Annotated in this window: 19 protein-coding genes; 18 read left to right on the top strand and 1 reads right to left on the bottom strand. The window is 70.8% G+C overall.

Going from position 1 to position 18,763, the window contains the following annotated elements; translation table 11 throughout:
• Positions 1–21: 21 nt before the first annotated feature.
• Positions 22–717, bottom strand: coding sequence for a class I SAM-dependent methyltransferase (locus ACWDRB_RS31095; protein WP_449899593.1), 696 nt, complete (start codon positions 715–717; stop codon positions 22–24).
• Between the two features lie 326 nt (positions 718–1,043).
• Here ACWDRB_RS31095 and ACWDRB_RS31100 point away from each other — a divergent pair, with 326 nt between their 5' ends.
• The 18 genes from ACWDRB_RS31100 (at position 1,044) to ACWDRB_RS31185 (ending at position 18,760) form a co-directional block, all read left to right on the top strand.
• Positions 1,044–1,880, top strand: a complete 837-nt coding sequence (locus ACWDRB_RS31100) for a TauD/TfdA dioxygenase family protein (RefSeq protein WP_363971881.1) — start codon at positions 1,044–1,046, stop codon at positions 1,878–1,880.
• Positions 1,881–3,479, top strand: a complete 1,599-nt coding sequence (locus tag ACWDRB_RS31105) for a GMC family oxidoreductase (RefSeq protein ID WP_449899596.1) — start codon at positions 1,881–1,883, stop codon at positions 3,477–3,479.
• Positions 3,476–4,828: a hypothetical protein gene (locus ACWDRB_RS31110; protein WP_449899598.1), complete on the top strand. Its 1,353-nt coding sequence runs from the start codon at positions 3,476–3,478 to the stop codon at positions 4,826–4,828. Before ACWDRB_RS31105 ends, ACWDRB_RS31110 begins: the two co-directional genes overlap by 4 nt.
• A complete protein-coding gene (locus tag ACWDRB_RS31115; protein WP_449899601.1) occupies positions 4,818–6,320 on the top strand; it encodes an AMP-binding protein in 1,503 nt (500 codons plus the stop codon). The genes ACWDRB_RS31110 and ACWDRB_RS31115 overlap by 11 nt, the downstream gene beginning before the upstream one ends.
• Entirely contained in the window at positions 6,317–6,547 is a 231-nt protein-coding gene (locus ACWDRB_RS31120; protein WP_350734063.1) for an acyl carrier protein, read from the top strand. The genes ACWDRB_RS31115 and ACWDRB_RS31120 overlap by 4 nt, the downstream gene beginning before the upstream one ends.
• Entirely contained in the window at positions 6,544–7,467 is a 924-nt protein-coding gene (locus tag ACWDRB_RS31125) for an amidohydrolase family protein (RefSeq protein WP_449899605.1), read from the top strand. Before ACWDRB_RS31120 ends, ACWDRB_RS31125 begins: the two co-directional genes overlap by 4 nt.
• Entirely contained in the window at positions 7,464–8,375 is a 912-nt protein-coding gene (locus tag ACWDRB_RS31130) for a chlorinating enzyme (RefSeq protein WP_449899607.1), read from the top strand. Before ACWDRB_RS31125 ends, ACWDRB_RS31130 begins: the two co-directional genes overlap by 4 nt.
• Entirely contained in the window at positions 8,368–8,646 is a 279-nt protein-coding gene (locus ACWDRB_RS31135) for a hypothetical protein (RefSeq protein ID WP_350734068.1), read from the top strand. The genes ACWDRB_RS31130 and ACWDRB_RS31135 overlap by 8 nt, the downstream gene beginning before the upstream one ends.
• Complete coding sequence (locus ACWDRB_RS31140) at positions 8,647–9,561, top strand: hypothetical protein (protein WP_449899610.1); 915 nt, start codon at positions 8,647–8,649, stop codon at positions 9,559–9,561.
• The gene (locus ACWDRB_RS31145) at positions 9,562–10,017 is read left to right on the top strand and encodes a GNAT family N-acetyltransferase (protein ID WP_363971865.1); all 456 of its coding nucleotides are present in this window, start codon (positions 9,562–9,564) and stop codon (positions 10,015–10,017) included.
• Between the two features lie 4 nt (positions 10,018–10,021).
• The gene (locus ACWDRB_RS31150) at positions 10,022–10,960 is read left to right on the top strand and encodes a hypothetical protein (RefSeq protein ID WP_449899615.1); all 939 of its coding nucleotides are present in this window, start codon (positions 10,022–10,024) and stop codon (positions 10,958–10,960) included.
• Positions 10,960–11,520, top strand: coding sequence for a cupin domain-containing protein (locus ACWDRB_RS31155; RefSeq protein WP_397372607.1), 561 nt, complete (start codon positions 10,960–10,962; stop codon positions 11,518–11,520). Before ACWDRB_RS31150 ends, ACWDRB_RS31155 begins: the two co-directional genes overlap by 1 nt.
• Positions 11,517–12,752: an ATP-grasp domain-containing protein gene (locus ACWDRB_RS31160; protein WP_449899619.1), complete on the top strand. Its 1,236-nt coding sequence runs from the start codon at positions 11,517–11,519 to the stop codon at positions 12,750–12,752. The genes ACWDRB_RS31155 and ACWDRB_RS31160 overlap by 4 nt, the downstream gene beginning before the upstream one ends.
• The gene (locus ACWDRB_RS31165; protein ID WP_449899621.1) at positions 12,749–13,975 is read left to right on the top strand and encodes an MFS transporter; all 1,227 of its coding nucleotides are present in this window, start codon (positions 12,749–12,751) and stop codon (positions 13,973–13,975) included. The genes ACWDRB_RS31160 and ACWDRB_RS31165 overlap by 4 nt, the downstream gene beginning before the upstream one ends.
• Before the next feature lie 88 nt (positions 13,976–14,063).
• Positions 14,064–14,516: a DUF2690 domain-containing protein gene (locus tag ACWDRB_RS31170; RefSeq protein ID WP_449899623.1), complete on the top strand. Its 453-nt coding sequence runs from the start codon at positions 14,064–14,066 to the stop codon at positions 14,514–14,516.
• 308 nt (positions 14,517–14,824) lie between these two features.
• Complete coding sequence (locus ACWDRB_RS31175; RefSeq protein ID WP_449899625.1) at positions 14,825–15,337, top strand: carboxymuconolactone decarboxylase family protein; 513 nt, start codon at positions 14,825–14,827, stop codon at positions 15,335–15,337.
• 264 nt (positions 15,338–15,601) lie between these two features.
• Positions 15,602–16,072: a hypothetical protein gene (locus ACWDRB_RS31180; RefSeq protein ID WP_449899628.1), complete on the top strand. Its 471-nt coding sequence runs from the start codon at positions 15,602–15,604 to the stop codon at positions 16,070–16,072.
• Positions 16,073–16,375: 303 nt separating this feature from the next.
• A complete protein-coding gene (locus tag ACWDRB_RS31185; protein ID WP_449899631.1) occupies positions 16,376–18,760 on the top strand; it encodes an SCO7613 C-terminal domain-containing membrane protein in 2,385 nt (794 codons plus the stop codon).
• Positions 18,761–18,763 lie beyond the last annotated feature (3 nt).

The following is an 18,763-nucleotide window of genomic DNA, read 5'->3' on the forward strand; positions in this document are numbered from 1 at the left end:
TGGCAAGGCGGGATCCGATCGTCAGGGTACGAGCGCGACGCAGATCGTGCGGTTGCGTATTCCGCTCACGGGCCGCAAATACGGGAAATAATAGCTTTCCACCGGCTCGAACCCGAAAGAAATCAGGCTCTTGTGCAGATAGTCCTTCGCGATGAACCAGAACCCGTCCACGTGCTGGTGCGGCGCGAAGTCGGCCTTGGCGTCGCGGGGCGCGTCGTTGGACAGGACCAGGTACGTTCCCGGCCGCAGGTCCAGGTCGCGCAGTTTGCCGAGGGCGGGGGCGAGCTCCCCGGCCGCGTCGAAGAGGTGGCCGAGCAGGCCGTCGGCGTAGACGGCCGAGACGTCGGCGGCGTCGGCCGGACGCAGGTCGAAGTAGTCGACGGTGCGAGCGTCGACCCCCTTCTTCCTGGTCAGCTCGACGGCTTCGGCGTTGCAGTCGATGGCGCGCACGTCGCGGTCGTGCGCGACGAGGTCGCCTTCGACGAAGCCGTTGCCGCAGCCGAGCGACAGCACCGCCGCCCCGGGCGCGGTCAGCATCAGGATCTTGAGGACGATGTGCGCACGGTATTCGGGGACGTAGGTCGACGGGGTGATGGAGTCGTTGAAAGCGCCACCGCTCTCCCAAATGTCATAGATGCTCTGCGCGGCGGAGCCGACGGAGCGAGGCAGGCAGTAATAGTCGTGAATGCGCGCCAGCTCCGGTCTGGATTGCGGCACCCTTTCCCTCCCTGGGTTGACGGTGTCGAAGCCGTGCCGGCGGGGCGGATTTCTCGCCGTTGAGTTTCCGGTCGTCGGACGAGCGGCAGGAGCGTAACACGCGGCCGACGGCGGGCAAAGGCCCCTGTCCAATTCCGGCCGGAGCAAAGGCCGGCGCCCGCTCATTCGTTGGGTGTGAGAAGTTTGTAACATGTAAACTCGCTGGTCGGTGCCGGTGCCTGGATTTTGTCACGACACTTACCGGGGTCGCCCGCCGGGCCGATTATGGAAAATGAAAGTTTCCCGCGTCCTTGCGCCGCGCGCCGGCCGGGTCGTATGCTCCCGCCGTGCTTGAGTTGATTCCCATCACGGCGGGTATTGGCACCGAAGTCCGCGGGATCGATGTCACCGGTTATATTTCCGACCATGATTTCGAGCGCATCTATCGCGCCTGGATCGACACCACCATTTTGCTGATCAGGGGTCAGGAAATGACCCCGGCCGAACAGGTGGAGTTCAGCCGCAGGTTCGGTCAGGTGGTCACGTACACCCGGTCCCAGTTCAACGCCGACGACCATCCCGAGATCCTCGTCCTGTCGAATCTGACCCGCGACGGCAAGCCGATCGGCTCGGCGTACAGCGGCCGGGTGTGGCACAGCGACGGCGCGTACCTGACCGCCCCGCCGGCGGGGTCGATGCTGTACGCACGCGAGGTCCCGCCCGTCGGCGGGGACACCTGGTACGGCAACATGTACGCCGCCTACGAAGCGCTCCCGGACCAGGTCAAGGACCGGATCGCCGATCTCAGGGTCGTCATCAGCCGGGTCCGGTCACGGCCCTACAACTACCCGGACCGGCCGCCGCCCACCGCGAAGGAACGCGAGGAGTGGGCGGACGTCGCGCACCCGATCGTGAAGGTGCACGACGTGAGCGGACGCAAGGCCCTGTACGTCGGCGGCAACGTGCCGTGGCGGATCGAGGGGATGTCCGAGGACGAGAGCCGGCCGCTCATCACGTTCCTGCAGGAGTTCGCCACGATGCCGCGGTTCACCTACCGCCACCGGTGGCAGGCCGGCGACATCGTCCTGTGGGACAACCGCAGCGCCATGCACCGGGCCACCTCCTACGACCACGTCAAGCACCGGCGCCTGATGCACCGGACCACCCTCGCGGCGGCCGGTTAGATGCGGGCGGACTACATCATCGTGGGGGCGGGCGCGGCGGGGTGCGTGCTCGCGTCGCGGTTGTCCGAGGACCCCGGCACGCGGGTGCTCCTGCTGGAGTCGGGGTCGCGGCGGCGCAGCCCGCTGCTGTCGATCCCGGCCGCCGAGACCATCCTCATGGGCAACCCCAGGTACGACTGGTGCTTCGAGACCGACGCCGACCCGACGATCGGCGGCCGGACCCTGCGCATCCCCCGGGGGCGTCTGCTCGGCGGATCCAACCAGATCAACGGCATGATCTTCGTCCGTGGCCAGCGCGAGGACTACGACGAGTGGGAGCGGCTCGGCAACCCCGGCTGGTCGTGGGCCGGTGTCCTGCCGTACTTCAGGAGCCTGGAGAGCGCGGGGGTCGGCGGGCCGAGCCGGGGGAGCGACGGGCTGATCAGCGTCGGCCTGCCGCGCGAGCGTGACGAGCTGTGCGACGCGTTCCTGGTGGCCGCGCAGAAAGCCGGATACCGGGAGAACCCCGACTACAACTCCGGTGACCAGGAGGGCTTCGGCTACTACCAGGTTAACCACGACCGCGGCCGCCGCTCGTCGGCCGCGGGGACGTATCTCCGCCGTGCGCTGCGGCGGCCCAACCTCATGGTGCTCACCGAAGCGCATGTCACCGGGCTGCGGTTCGAGGGAACGCGCTGCGTCGGCGTCAGCTTCCGCCACCAGGGCCGGGCGCGGCAGGCCGGCTGCCGGCGCGAGGTGATCCTCAGCGCCGGGGCCGTCCAGTCGCCGCAGCTTCTCGAGCTGTCGGGGATCGGCTCCGCCGACGTGCTCGCCGCGGCCGGGGTGCCGGTCGTGCACCATCTGCCCGGCGTCGGCGAGAACTTCCGCGATCACTACGCGACCCGGCTGCGCTGGCGGGTCCGCCGTCCCATCACGTTCAACGAGCGCTCGCGCGGCCTGCGCCTGGCCCGCGAGGTCGCGACGTACGTGACGCGCCGCCGGGGGCTGCTCAGCCTGCCCATCGCGCTCGGCCACGGGTTCGTCCGCTCGTCCGAGGCCGAGCAGCGGCCGGACATCCAGTTCCACTTCGCTCCGGCCAGCTACGGCGCGGGGGCGACCCGGCGGCTGGACACGGCTCCCGGCATGACCGTCGGCGTCTATCCGCTGCGGCCCGAGTCGGCCGGGTCCATCCACATCCGCTCCGCCGACCCGATGGCCCCGCCCGCGATCCGGCCGCGCTTCCTCGCCGCCGAGGCCGACCGCGCGCGGCTGGTCGCCGGGATGCGCATCGCGCGCCGCGTCGTCGAGGATCCCGCGCTCGACGCGTACCGCGAGTTCGAGCTGATCCCGGGCAAGGACGTCCGGACCGACGACGAGCTGGTCGCCTACGCGCGGGAGAACGGCGACACGTCCTACCACCCGGTGGGGACGTGCCGGATGGGCGCCGACCCGATGTCGGTCGTCGACCACCGGCTGCGCGTCCACGGCCTGTCCGGGCTGCGCGTGATCGACGCCTCGGTGATGCCGACCATGGTCTCCGGCAACACGAACGCCGCGAGCATGATGATCGGCGAAAAAGGCGCAGCCCTCGTCATCGCCGATTTCCTGGAGAACGCATGAGGTTCGACTACGCACGCAATCTGGCCGCCGCCGGGACCTTCCGTGACTGGCGCAGCGCCTTCTGGCCGCCGTCCGACGGCTACCAGCTGGCCTGCCTCGACCTCGCGGCCGAGACCCCGGACCTCGGTGATGGCTTCCTCGCCGGGCTGGCCGCGCTGAAGGCGGCCGTCGACGCCGACTGGCAACGGGTCAAGGAGGCGGCGGGGCCGCCCGAGGACGCGCGGGAAAGACGGCGCTTCCACGCCCCGGCGCTGGTCGCCTCCGCCATGCGTGACATCGCCAAGCACCTGCCCGGCGACGCCGACCGGCGCGCGCTCGCGCTGCGCGCCGACGCCGTCGAGCACGGCTACCCGGCCGAGGCCCTGTGCGAGCTGGCGGAGCTGCGGGAGGACGTGACGCTCGTCGCGGGCCATCTCGGCACCTGGTCGGGCAAGGACCCCGGCGGGCTGCCCACGGCGTTCGCCTGCCGCCGCGACGACGTGGGGCAGGAGTTCGTGGCCGCCGCGCTCGCCGAGCGGCACCAGGTCGAGCCGTACCTGCGCACGCTCATGGCGGACCTCCGGCTCGGCGACCTGCCGGCGTTCGGCGCGACCCGGCTGTTCTTCATGGCCGGGGAGGGCAACCTGCACCCCAAGCACATCGCGTACTTCCTGCCGGAGGACGAAGGAGTCGACGAGTCGCCGTACAAGAAGACCTACTACTTCCGCAACACCCACCGGGCGGTCCTCGACACGGTGTCCGGGCCGCTCTCCGCCCGGTACGCGCGGGTGGGGAACGGGTTCGACCCGGCGGCCGAGCGGTTCGCGGGGATTCCGACGCTCGGGGTGCTCAGCCACGAGTTCGGGCACTTCGTGCACCGGCCCGCCACGGACTTCACCCCGCTGTGGACGGCGGACCCGTGGGTCGTGGGGGTGCTCCAGGAGACGGCCGCCGACGTGTTCGGCATCCTCGTCCTCGCCGAGGTGTGGGCCGGGCCGCTCGGGCTGGACCAGGCCGACGTCATCGCGTACTACCTGGCCGAATGCCTGCGCTACGTGGACCGCGGGCTCGGCACGTTCCCCGACAGCGACGGCATGTTCCTCCAGCTGTCCTACCTCGCGAAGCTCGGCGCGCTCGCGCTCGACGGCCCCGCCCTCATCGGTGAGCCGGACGCGGTGCTCGCCGGGCTGCGGTCGCTGGCCCGCGTCCTCGCCGAGACCCTGTTGTTGCCGGACCCCGGACCCGCGCTCGCCTTCCACGCCGCGTACGGCCCGGCCGACCTCGGGCCCCTCGAGCCGCTGGTCGAGGAGTTACGCCGCAGGCCCATGCGGTCCGTCGAGTACGTCCAGGAACACCTCCATGTTCGTTGACTCCTTGGTGGACAGGCTCGCCGAGCACCCCGGGCAGCGGATGCGGTTCCTGTCGCGCGACGGGAGCACGCTGGTCAGGACGTACGCCGAGATCCACGACGACGCCCGCCGGCTCATGACCGAGTTGCGCGACAGCGGCCTCGGCGCGGGCGACCTCGTCGGCGTGCTCGGCCCCAACTCCTACGAGTGGATCCTCGCCGACCTCGCGCTGCTCGCCCTCGGCTGCGTCCCCGTCGCCATCCCCGCGGAGAACCGTCACGATCCCGCGGAGATCGGCGCGCTCATCGGCACGTACCGGCTGGCCGCGCTGCTGGTGACCCGGGCGCTCCCGGGCGAGGCCGGCCTGCCCGCGGCCACCGCGATCCTCTCCGACCGGCCGGTCAAGCTCGACCCGGTACGGCACGCCGACGCTCCGGCGCTGCCGCCCGGCGTGCGCACGATCGCGTTCTCCTCGGGCACCGCGGGGACGCAGAAGGGCCTGCTGCTCACCGACGACGGCATCGCCAACACCGTCGAGTTGTCGGCCCGCGCGTGGCGGGTCACGCCGGACGACGACATCGCGATCGTGATGCCGTACTCGAACTTCCAGCAGCGCTACCTCACCTACCTCGCGATCTGGACGGGCTGCGCGGCCACCCTCGTCCCGCCGGAGATCATGTTCCAGGCCTTCAAGGCCGTGGAACCCACGATCATCCTCGGCCCGCCGTCCTTCTTCGAGCTGCTCCACAACCGGGTCATGGCCGCCGCCCCGGCCGAGCGCATGGACAAGGGCCGCGGGTGGCTGTCGATGTACGGGTCGCGGGTGCGGCTCATGTACACCGGGTCCGCGCCGGTGCCGCCGGCCATGGTCACCCTGTTCCAGGAGCTCGGCGCGCCGCTCTACGAGCTCTACGGCAGCACCGAGATCGGCTGGATCGCCATGAACGTGCCGGGCCAGGCCAGGGTCGGCAGCGCAGGACGGCCCGTGGACGGCATCACCGTCGAACTCGGCGACGACGGCGAGGTCGTCGTGCGCGCCGATCGGCCCCAGGTCGTCGGCTACGTGTACGAAGGCGTCGACACGCAGGACACGGTCTTCCTCCCCGACGGCAGGATCGCCACCGGCGACCTCGGGGTCCTCGAGGACGGGTTCCTGAGGCTCACCGGCCGCAAGAAGAACGTGATCATCACCCGGAGCGGGGTGAAGATCAACCCGGCCGAGCTGGAAGCCGACGTCGAACGCGCCTTTCCCGGCGTCCGCGCCATGGTGGCCCTGCCGGACGGCGCCGCGCTGCTCGCCTGCGTCGTCTGGGCCGAAGACACAGGTAGGGCGGCCGACATCGAGGCGTACATCAAGCGGAGGAACGCGGGCCGCGAGCCGTCGCATCGGATCGCGACGACTCTCGTCCGCCCGGCGGAGGAGCTCACCGTGGAGAGCGGTCTGCTGACCCGGAACTTCAAGATCGACCGTGGCGCGGTCGCGCGCGCCGTCTGGGGGAGTGGCGACAGGTGACCGAGGACGCGCTCTGCCAGATCATCGCCAGCGTTCTGCCCGGCAGGGACGTGGCGCCGTCCATGAGCCTCAGGAACGACCTCGGCGTCGACTCGATCGGGCTCATGAGCATCGTGTTCGTCCTCGAGGAGCAGACCGGCATCGACGCCATGAGCCGCATGGGGGAGTTCATCGAGGCCGAGTACGTGCACGACATCGTCGGCATCTGCCTGGGAGCGAACTCATGACGATCATCGACTTCCACTGCCACGTCGCGGCCGAGATGTGCTTCCCGCCGTCGTTCCGCGACGGGGTCATCGACAACATGGCCGCGGCCATGCAGGCGCGCGGCCTGCCCGCGACGAAGGAACGGCTGCGCCGCATGCACGACGCGACCCTCCAGGACCCGCTGTGCGACCAGCTCGTGAAGGAGATGGACGACGCGGGGATCGACGAGGCCGTCCTGCTGCTGCCGGATTTCACGTACGCGCTGAAGGACAGCACGCACTCCATCGAGGAGATCATCGATCACCACAAGGCGGTCGTCGATCGGCATCCCGGCCGCTTCCGCGTCCTGGCCGGCGTCGACCCGCGCTGGGGGGCCGACGGGATCGCGCTGTTCGAGCGGGCCGTCGTCGAGTACGGCTTCGACGGCATGAAGCTCTACCCGCCGTGCGGTTACCGCCTCGACGACAAGGCGCTCTACCCGTTCTACGAGATCTGCGCGCAGCACCGGCTGCCGGTGCTGTCGCACATCGGCGCGACCTCCCCGGCGCTCGACTTCGAGATCGCGCTGCCCATCTACGTGGACCGGCCCGCGCGCGACTTCCCCGGCGTGGACTTCGTGCTCGCGCACGGCAGCGTCCACTACCCCGACGAGTGCGCGATGCTCTGCAACAACCGGCCGAACGTCTACATCGACGCCAGCGGTTACGAGGCCCCCGACGGCGTGGCCGGGCTCAACCGGTTCTTCCGCCGCAACATCAACCACAAGGTGCTGTTCGGCACCGACTGGCCGATCTTCCGGCTGCAGGGCAAGCAGACGAACTTCGTGGAACGACTCACGGCCGAAGGAGCCTTCCCGGCTGAGATGACCCAGGCCGATCGCGACCTGTTCATGGGGAAGAACGCGAAACGGCTCCTCGACAAGAAGGGCACAGGCAGATGACCACGTTGACCGACGGCCTCACCGCCGAGCAGGTCCAGTTCTTCAAGGACAACGGCTACGTCGGCCCCTTCGATCTCTACGAGCCCGACGAGGCTCAGAAGATCTGGGGCAAGGCCATGATCGAGATGGCGCTGTCGAAGAACAAGCCGCACAACTCGACGGTCATCAACTATGACCGGCACCTGGACTGCGACACGCTCTCCGAGCACATCTCGCGGCCGGAGATCGTGAACAAGCTGCGCTCGCTCCTGGGTGAGGACATCATCTGCTGGAAGTCCAACATCTTCCAGAAGCAGCCGGGTGACGCGGGCACCGGCTGGCACCAGGTCGAGAAGTACATCGTCGGCGAGACCACGACCGCCGCCACGCCGTCGCTGAGCTTCGCGTACGACCGCGACGACGACGCGGTCCTCCAGGACGTCAGCGTCTGGACCGCCTTCTCCCCGGCCCAGCGCGAGAACGGCTGCCTGCGCTTCATCCGCGGCAGCCAGAAGCGCTGGTTCTACGACGAGAACAAGCGGCTCACCAAGGGCCCGCAGCGCAAGACCGACTTCTTCGGCTACGACTACTCCGAGCTCCAGCTCGACCCCGACTGGGACCCGGAGAAGGAGGACGTCGTCGAGATGGAGATGGGCCCCGGGCAGTTCGTCCTGTTCGTCGAGAAGTGCGTCCACGGGTCCCTGCCCAACGCCAGCGACCAGACCCGCCTCGGCTACGCCTCCAGGTACGTGATCCCGCAGACCAAGGTGTACGAGCACGTGGACAGGCTGGTCGAGTTCGGCGACGAGATCGCCCTCGACTACCACGGCTGCGTCCTGGTCTCCGGCGAGGACAGGTACGGCTACAACCGCATCTACACCGAGAACCTCAACGGCTTCGCGTTCAAGCGGGTGGCCGCCGATGCCTGACATCGACGACCGGCTGCGGAACTTCGTCGACTTCCTCGGCACGCAGCCCATGGCGCCGGACCTCACCTACGACGAGGTCGCGCAGAGCAGGTCGCGCGCCGAGCTCGGGATCAGCTCGCTCAACATCCTCATCCTCGTCAACAGCTACATCGAGGAGAAGGCGAACGGGCGGATCGCGTTGCGTCCCGAATGGGTGCCGATGCTCGAGGACATCGACGGCATCCTGTCGGTGATCGAGGAAATCGACGCGAGCGCGCCGGCCGAGGTCTGAGTGGGCGGCATCGGGTCCTTCGCGTACGTGGTCGGCGACGCCGAAGGCCGTCCTGAGGACATCCCCGGGTTCGAGGACCTGTGGCGCGCGGTGTCGCCGGACACCGCGTTCGCCGCGATGGGCACGGGCACGTACCGGAAGATGACCGGGCCGCTCGTCCCGTACGTCGTGGACTGCGTGGCGAAAGTGCTGAGCACGCACGGCGTCCGCGCGGGGGAGGTGGACCGGCTCGTGCTCGCGACCTCCGACGCCGTGCTCGGCCTGCTCGGCAGGGACGTCGCCGTCGAGGTCATGCGCGCCGCCGGGCTGACCGCGTGCGTTCCCGCGATCGTGTCGCTCCAGCAGTGCTGCAGCTCGCTCGAAGCCCTTCGGTACGCCTGGGGCCTGGCCGGCGCGGAGGTCGGCGCGGACGCGCGCAACGTCGTGCTGGTGGCGCTGGACTTCACCCCGGACGACCGCGACCGGGTGAAGTCCTTCGCGCTCTTCGGGGACGCCGTGGCGGGCTGCCTGATCAGCCGTGACCACGGCGGCCTCACGCTCGCCGGGACCGGGCTGGCCGCGGACTTCTCCGGCATGGTCGGGCAGGACACGTTCGCGTCCCGGCAGGCGGTCGCCCGGGCCGCGCTGGACCAGGCGTTCCGCCAGGCGGGCCGCGCGCCGGGGGACGTCACGAAGATCTTCACCTCGAGCCTGTTCGCTCCCATCGTGAGCTTCAACGCGATGGCCGCCGGCCAGGCCCGCGAGCTCCTGCATTACCAGGGGCCGATGACCCGGTACGGTCACTGCGGTAACGCGGACTGGCTGATCAACCTGATGGACCACACCGACAAGTCCGGCCCGGAGCGAGAAGCGCTCTACCTCGCGCAGGCCTCCGCACCGGGCTTCTTCGCGTGCGCACTACTGGAGGCAGAGTAAATGAAGATCGTGGTCGACGACCTGCGCGGACCGGAGATCGCCGCGTTCCTGGAGGAACACCTGCGGGAGATGCACGCCATCACCCCCGCCGAGAGCGTGTACGCGCTCGACCTCGACGGGCTGCGCGTCCCCGAGGTGACGTTCTGGTCGGTGTACGACGGCGACCAGCTCGTCGGCTGCGGTGCGATCAAGCGCATCGACGACGGGCACGGCGAGATCAAGTCCATGCGCACCGCCCACGAGCGGCGGCGCGACGGCATCGCGAGCCTGCTCCTCGCCCACATGCTGGAGGAGGCCAAGGCGATGGGCCTCGAGCGGCTCAGCCTGGAGACCGGCTCGACCGAGCACTTCGAGCAGGCGCGGAAGCTGTACGCGAAGTTCGGCTTCGAGCCCTGCGGTCCGTTCGCGGGCTACGGCCCCGACCCGCACAGCGCCTTCATGACCCGGACGCTCTGACGGCATGAAGGACGACGTCTACGACTACGACCAGCAGTTATACGACCGGTCGTTCCTCAACTGCTACCAGCGGCAGGCCATGGTCATGCTCGCCGAGCGGGTTCCCGACCTGCCGCTGGTCTTCTACAACTGCCTGGTCGGCGGTGACGACATCGCCGACCAGGTCATCCGCCTCGGCCGCCCGAAATACGACTTCCAGAGCAAGCTCCTCGACCCCGCGGCTCTCGCCCGCGTCGGGATCGCCCGCGAGTACGTCCCGTTCGACACCTACGCGCAGGCGCGCGAGATCGTCATCGACACGGCCGGGCGCGCCGGTTACGTGATCCTGTTCGTGGACGTCTACTACCTCCCGCACACCCCCGAGTACCGGACCGACCACGTCGTGCACACGATCACGCTCACCTCGTACGCGGACGGGCACTGGTCGATCCTCGACGACAACCGGGCGAGCGTGCTGTGCCGGTACGCCTACCCCGAGGACGTCATCGCCGCGGCGTACGACAACGGGAAGCTGCGGCACGTCAGCTGGTTCCCGGCCGGCCCGTACGACAAGGCGGCGGCGGTGACCGGAGCGTCGGCGGCGTTCTCCGAGGTGCTCCGGACGTACGACGACACGTACGCGCTGCTGGAGGGGGTCGCGGACCTGCTGGGGACGCGGTGGATCACGCCCGCGCGGACGATCGCCCTGCTTTATGACGCTTTTTCGGTGTATGAGGGGTCGCGGGCCTGCCTGCGGGAGTTCGCCACGCGGCAACCGGCGTACGCGGACGTCGAGCCGGCGCTCGCGGACCTCGTCGGCCGGTGCAAGGACATCAGGAACCAGCTGATGATCGGCAAGGCGATCGGCCAGGTGGACGCGTTCCGCGTGGCCGCCGCGTGCGCGGAACTCCGCGCGGCGGAGGAGGACACGCTGAAGCGGCTGCGGGGACAAGGGGGAGCCTGATGGCGATCGATCCACGCCTGGTCGTGACCGGCTTCGGCCCGGACGGCGCGGCGGTGATCGTACGTGACACGCCCGTCGCGCCGATCACGGCCCGCGCGCTGCCCGGCCAGGAGATGTACCTGCTGTGGGGCAGCCCCGACGGCGGCGCGACCGTCGGACCGAAGGCCGCCGACCCGATCACGCTGCCGTTCTTCGCCGGAGCCGGCGGGACGCGGCTGCTGCTCGTGCGCTTCCCGCCCGCGTCCGCGATCGTCGGACTGCCGTCCGCGTCGTCGCCCGAGGACCAGGCCGAGATCGACGCCGAGGTCGAGGGGCGGCTCCCCGGGCTGATGGACGTCTTCGAACCCGGCGACCCGTCGGGGATGCACACCACCGACACCCTCGACTACGGCATCTGCCTCGAAGGCGAGCTCTGGCTCGAACTCGACTCCGGCGACGAGGTCCGGCTCACCCCCGGCGCGTGCGTCGTTCAGCAGGGGACCAGGCACGCCTGGCACAACCGCGCCGAGACACCGGCGCTGATGGCGTTCGTCGGCATCGGCGCGGAGCGGCCGTCATGAAGCGGCTCGTCGTCGTGGGGACGGGGCCGCGCCTGTACCGGGAGTTCATGCTGCGCCGGATCGGCGAGCGCTACGACGTCCACCTCGTCATCGGCCGGCCGGCCGAGTGGGAGGCGCCGTACGTCTCCGGGGCCAGCGTCGTACCCGGCATGACGGCGGACGGCATCGTGGCCGCCGTCCGGGCGGTCGTGGCACAAGGCGCCGTCGACGGCGCCGTTAACGGGGTCATGACGTGGGCCGAGGACCACGTCGTCGACACCGCGCTCGCCGCCGCGGCCGTCGGCCTGCCCGGCCCGGGCCCCGACGCGGCCCGCGCCTGCCGCGACAAGCACGTCACCCGCTCGGCCCTCGCCGCGCGCGGCGTGCCGCAGCCCCAGTCGGTGCTGGTCGCCGACGTGGCCGAGGCGCGTGCCGTGGCGGAGAAGTTCGGCTATCCGGTCGTCATCAAGCCCAGAGCCGGGGTCGCGAGCCAGGCCGTCGCGCTGGTCCGCGACGGCGAGGAACTGGCCGACCACTTCGCCTCCGCGCGCCGCCTCCCGGCCGCCGATCTGCGCTCCCCGGACCGCTCCGTGATGATCGAGGAGTACCTGACCGGGGAGGAGATCGGCGTCGACTCCGTCGTACGGGACGGCCGGGTCCTGCCGGTCTTCGTCTCGCACAAGGAGATGGGCTACGCGCCGTACTTCGAGGAGACCGGCCACTGGACGCGCGGGGACGACCCGCTGCTCGGCGACCCCGCGATCACCCGCTTCCTCACCCAGGTCCACGCGGCCATCGGGTACGCGACCGGCGCCACGCACACCGAGCTCAAGCTCACCGACGAGGGCCCGAAGCTCATCGAGATCAACGGCCGGCTCGGCGGTGACCTCATCTCGTACCTGTGCCACAGCGCCTCCGGCGTGGACCCGGGCCTGGCTCTGGCGGCGGTCTCGTGCGGCGACGTCCCCGACCTCACCCGGACGCGCGCGCTCTGCGCGGGGATCAGGTTCGCCTACCCGCCGTGGCACGAGACCCGCGTCGAGGAGATCGCCTTCGACGAGTCCGGCCTGCCGCCGGAGGCGGACCTGGCCGTCCCGCTCGTCCGCCCGGGAGAGGTCGTCCTGCTGCCGCACAAGGACCTCATGGAGGGCCGCGTCGCCTTCGCCACCGCCGCCGCGGCCACCCGTGAGGAGCTGTCCGCCGCGCTCGACCGGGCCCTGGCGGCGTTGCGCTGCACGTGGAGCCCCGCATGACCGACGTGTCGAAGGCGCCCGCCGACGGGGCTCCCGCCGGAGTGATCCGCACGCTGCGCGAGCTGCCGCGGCCGGCGATCGTGCTGCTGTTCGGCATCGCGCTGAACCGGATGGGGAGCTTCGTCGCGCTCTTCCTGGTCCTGTACCTGACCGGCATCGGCTACAGCCCCGCGCAGGCCGGCTTCGTCCTCACCGGGTTCGGGGTGGGGTCGATCGTGGGGACGTTCGTCGGCGGCAGCGTGACAGGGAGGTTCGGCGCGCGGGCGGTGATCGTGGGGTCGATGCTGCTGTGCGGCTTCTCCACCGCGGGGCTCGCCGCCGTGACGGCGATCGTCCCGTTGCTGATCGTCAGCTTCGCGGCAGGCGCGTTCGGGCAGATGTACCGCCCGGCGGCGGCGACGATGCTCGCCGAGCTGACGCCGCCGCAGCGGCTCGTGATGACCTCGGCCGCCAGCCGGTTCGGGCTCAACCTCGGCGCCGCCATCGGGCCGCTGCTCGGCGTGTGGTTGGCCGCCGCGTTCTCGTACCAGGTGCTCTTCGTCGTCAACGCCGTCGTCGACCTGCTCTTCGCCGTCGTCGTCCTGCTCGTCATGCCGGCCGGGGCCGGGCACCACGCGAGCGAGGACACCGCCGAGCCCGAGGACACCGCTCGGTACCGTGACCTGCTGCGGGACCGGCGGTTCCTGCTGTTCCTCGCCGGGATGTTCATCACGGCGGTCGCCGAGGTCCAGTACCAGTCGACGCTGCCGCTCGAGGTGCAGCAACGCGGCTACCCGACCGCGCTCTACGGCGCGGTCGTCGCGCTCAACGGCGCGCTCGTGATTCTCGTCGAACTGCCGCTGACCACCCTCATCCAGCGCTTCTCCATGCGGGCCACCGTCGCCGCCGGCTGCCTCCTCCTCGGCATCGGCCTGGGCCTGTTCGGCCTGCCCTTCGGCCCGTGGGTCTTCATCCTCGGAGCCGTCGTCTGGACGCTGGGAGAGATCATCAGCGCCCCGTCCATCGGCGCGTATCCGGCCCTCGCCGCCCCTACGCCCGCCTTGCGGAGCCGCTACATCGGCGCGCTGTCCACCTGCCAGACGGCGGGCTGGGCCATCGGCCCCAGCGTCGGCACGGCGCTGTTCGAGTACGTCGGTGGCGCGGTCTGGGTGATGTGCGCGGGTCTCGGCGTGCTCGCCTGTCTCGGCATGCGCGCGGGCGTCCGCGACCTCGTCCCGCGGTAGTCACGGTCCGCAATTTTGGAGCACATGCTCTGTTATTCTGAACCTCGGCATTCTTCATTTTTCGTTCGAGGTAAGGAGTCGACTCCTCGTGCAGCTTCGAGTTGCGGCCATCGCCGTGGCCGCCGTGACGGCGGTCCTGCCGGCGCAGGCTCCCGCGTACGCGCAGGCCACTGCGTACGACCACCAAGACCCGGCCGATACGGGCTGCTGGAACTCCGCCCAGGTGGTGCGGACCGGCACGCTCGTCAGACATCAGCCCCGCGGGGCCGCCGGGCGGATCCACCTCTGGTGGTCCCCCCGGTGCAAGACCAACTGGGTCGAGATCAGGACCGACTCCAAGGTGAGCGGCACCATCTACGTGCACACGGTGGACAACAGGAGGGACGCGTACGACTTCAAGCCGGGCAACAACGGCCGTCACTGGGGCAACATGCTCCGAGCCCCCAGAACCTGCGCCTGGGGCAGGGTCGAGGTGGAGTGGAACGCCGGCCGCCGCAGCGTCCAGACCGGCTCCGGCGGCACCGCGAAGGCGTGCGGCTGAGCGGCACTCCGGGGAATCGTTTACGGTCCCGGCCGGCCGGGCCCGACCTCTGACCTGTGCTCCCGATCGAGCGCGCCCTCGGTGAGATCCGTGGTGCGAACCGGGGCGGCCGATGTCGCGTATCCCATGCAGTACGGAGGGCGCGCGCAGGGCCTGGTGCCGGGGGCGCGCTCTCGAGCGGGACGGAGAGGGGGACATATCGCCACATCGTCGCTGCGCCCGTCCTTGCTTGAAAGAGCTTCAACGAGCGAGATGAGAGTCACGACATGTCTGTAGCCACGATTGCCCCGCGGATTGCGATCAAGAACGTGACCCCCGAAGTCTCCAGCGCGATGAGCGCCCTGCACGAGGCCGCTCTGGCCGCGGCGCAGGCGGCGGACATCGCGCCGGGACTGCTCCAGCTGATCAAGATTCGCGCGTCCCAGATCAACGGCTGTTCCCTCTCGCTCGACCGGCACACCCAGGACGCGCGGGCCATGGGGGAAGCGGAGCAGCGCATCCGCCAGTTGCGGGCCTGGCGGAACAGCAAGCTCTTCAACGGCAGGGAGCGCGCCGCGCTGTCGCTGACCGAGGCGATCACCCTCGTCTTCGCGGGGCAGGTCCCGAACGAGGTGTACGCCGAGGCGGCGAGGCAGTTCGAGGAGACACAGCTCGCGGCGCTGATCTGGGCCGCGACAGTGATCAACGCGCACAACCGGATCGCGATCACCACCCGCCTGGAGGGCAGCGGCGCGCCGCCGGACGCGGACGCCCGTGGAGCGGCGGCCGTAGGGAGCCGGAGCATGTGGTGGACGTCAGCCCGGGCGGCGAATCCCGCCTGAGGATCTCCCGGACGGTGGAGGGCGCGATCCCGATCCCCGGTCTCGGCGCGCCGACCAGAAGGGCGCGCTTCTCGGGGCGGTCCGCTCTCCATGGGCCGGCCGGCAAGGCGCGCTCCTCGGTGGTGAGCCGCACCCGGTGCCGACGCCGAGCTGCCGGTTCTCAGGGGGTTGTCGTCGGCGTCGTGCAAGGCCCGCAGGAACAGCGGGTTGTCGCCGCTGATCCGATACATCAACCGCCGGCGCCGGGGGCCGGCGTCGGACGGCATGAGCGCGGCCGCCATCTCCTCGTCCAGCGGGGACAGGCTCAGCCTGGTGATGTACGCGTCCTGGCGGGCGACGGCGTCGGCCACCGCCGGCGGGATCATCGTGGAGCGGCAGGCGATGGCCAGCAGGAATCTGGCGGCGGGTGGGTGGCGAAGCAGGAACTCGGTCAGTACGAGCGACGGGGCGTCCGCCCAGCGCAGGTCGTCGAGTGCCGGCACGGCGCCGGGGATCTCACTCCTGAGGGGGCCCGAGGAGGGCAGCCGCGAGTATCGAGGCGAGCCACTCCTCGTACTCGGCCTCACTCCACCCGCACACCTCGGTCAGCTTCTCGAAGTTCTCCGTCGAGGTGAGGACATAGATCTGCTCGGCGGCCCTGGCCGGAGGGAGGTCCGGGCGCAGGGCTCCGAGAGCGTGCAGATGTTCGGCCGGTCCGCGGCTTCCCGTCAGCCTTTCACCCTGGTCGGCCTGTGATGCGGGGTCTCCCTGCTGGCCGGAGGCTTGACCGACGCGGCCGGTTCGGTGGCCTCGCCCCGACGTTGCTCCCCGTACATTGGCTGGCTGTCACTCGTGGTTTGCAGTGACAGTGGTTCGCAAGGGCGTCGGGGTGAAATATGGGTCATCTCGACAGGCTCAAACGGAGTATCGGTGCGTGGAAGTATGAAATGTCCGGACTGCGGTGCGGTGTTGTCCGGGACCGGGTCCCAAGGGCCGGTGTCCAGGTGCCCGAGGTGTGCGCTGCCTCTGGAGGGGCCCGCCGCGTACGAGCTCTGGCAGGTGGATCAGGCTCTCACCGGGCTGAGGGATCAGCAGGCCAGGCTGCAGGCCCGCCATACGGAACTGATCGGCATCCTGCGCGCCGGCATCGCGGGTCAGGGGGCGGCAGGCGCGGGTGCGGCGGGGGTGGCGCCTTCCTATGCGGGTGTGTTGCCGCCGCATCCGGGGGTGGCGGGCGGGCCTGGAGGTGCGGGGCCCGGTGGTCCGGGGCGGGAGGTCTCTCCGGGTGCCGCGAAGAATGTCCTGCTCATCCTTGGTGGGCTGCTGCTGACGGTGGCGGCGGTGGTGTTCACCGTGGTGAGCTGGGGGCAGATGAGCATGGCCGGGCGGGCGGCCGTGCTGGCCGCGTTCACCGCTCTGGTCATGCTGGCGCCGATCGTGCTGATCCGGCGCAGGCTCACCGCGACGGCTGAGACCGTGGCCGGGCTCGCGGTCGTGTTGCTGCTGCTCGACGGGTACGCGGCCAGGCGGGTGGGGTTCCTCGGGCTCGACGCGCTCGACGCGCTGCATTACACGGCGGGGGTGTTCGGGCTCATCGCGCTCATTCTGGTGGCTTATGCCCGGGTCACCCGGCTGCGCGGGCCCGCTCCGGTCGCCGTGGTGCTGGCGCAGCCGGTTCTGCCGCTGCTGACCGGCGACCTGCCGGAGACCTGGCTGGTGGCCATGCTGGTGGCCACGGCGGCCTTGGACGTCCCCCTGGTCCGTTATGGCCGGGGAGCGGTGCGGGTGACGGCCGCCGTGGCAGGCAGCGGGGTCGCGACCCTCGCCTTGCTGGTGGGCGCGGTGGACGCGCTCGGGTCCCCTTCCGTCGGTCAGGCGCTGGTCAGGTCGGCGCCGCTGGTCGCGCTGGCTCTGCTCGGCGGGTTCGTGACGTGGCTGCTGGCCAGGCCGGGCAAGGCTCTGGGGGAGACCTGGGCCTCCGTGGTCACCGTCGGGATCGCGCTCACGCTGATCGCCGTCCCGGCGGCGCTGGCACAGCCGGTGCTGGTCGGGCCGGGGACGAACTGGCGTCCTCTGGCGTTCCTCGTTCCCGCACTCGTGGTGGTGCTCGCCGCCGCCTGGCTGCCCTGGCGGCGGGTACGGCTGGCGGGCATGGCCACCGGTGGGCTGGTGGCGCTGCTGACCACGCTGGTGGTGCTGCCTCGGCTCGTGGCCACGCTGGTGGCGCCGCTGGCCTGGCTGGACGTGCTCTGGACGGGCACGTGGAACGCGCGGCACTGGCCGTCGTTCGAGATGGCGACTCCGGCGGACGTGGCGGTGCTGGGCACGTTGGCGGCCGGCCTCCTGGCGGTGGCCGTGCGCGGCATCGACGGGTGGCCGATGCCGATGAAGGGGGCGGCGTCCGAGGCAGCGGCGTCCGAGGCAGCGACGTCCCACGCAGCGGTGTCCCGCGCGCTGGTGTCCGGGGGGCTGGTGTTCCGGGTGCCGGCGGTCGGGGCGCTGGTGGCCGGGGTGCTCATGGTCGCGGTCGCACCCCAAGCCTTCGCGATGCCCTACCCGGCCGCGGTGGCGGTGCTGGCGGTGCTGGCCGTCGCGCCGGCGGTGGCCGCCACACTCGGCCGGGCGCCCTGGTGGGCGGTGGCCTGCGCGCTCGTCGCCGGTCCGGCCGCGGTACGGGCGGCGGCGTACGCGTTCGGCAGCCAGCCGGCGACGCTGATCGTGCTGCCGATCCTGGCGCTGGCGGCCGCCGCGATGGCGCTGGTGGCCAGGCTGAAGGGGCTGCGGGTCTGGGGGCTGGGATTCGCCGCGCTGTTCCTCGGGCTGGAGGCGGTGGCGGTGGGGTTCTCGCTGGGCCTGCGCGTCCTGGTCGCGGCGAGCGTGGGATTCGCCGTGGCCGGAGTGCTGGTGCTGCTCATGTCGCTGTGGGCAGGCGGTGCGAACGGCCTCAGGTACGCAGGCACCACCCTGCTGCTGCTGGCCTCGTGGCTGCGGCTGGGGGCGGACGAGGTCACCGTCGTCGAGGCGTACACGGTGCCGTGCTCGCTGGTGCTGGTGGGATCCGGCTGGTTGCGGCGGCGCGGCGCGCCGGTCTCGTCCTGGGCGGCCTACGGCCCGGGCCTCTCCTTCACGATGCTGCTCAGCCTGGTGGTCGTCTACTCGGACACGGAATGGCGGCGGTCGCTGGCGCTCGGCGTGCTGGCGCTGGCGGTGCTGTTCGCCGGAGCCCGATTCCGGCTCCAGGCGCCCACGGTGATCGGGGGCGCCGTGCTCGCCGGGGTCGTGGTGCGGGAACTGGCCCCGTACGTGTCGGAGATGTTCCTCGCGGTGCCGCGCTGGGTGCCGATCGCCGTCGGCGGGGTGCTGCTCGTGGTCGTCGGGGCGACGTACGAGGCTCGCATGCGGGACCTGCGCCGGGTGCGTGACGTCCTGCGGGCGATGGGGTGAACG

This window comes from Nonomuraea sp. NPDC003707 (assembly GCF_053587055.1).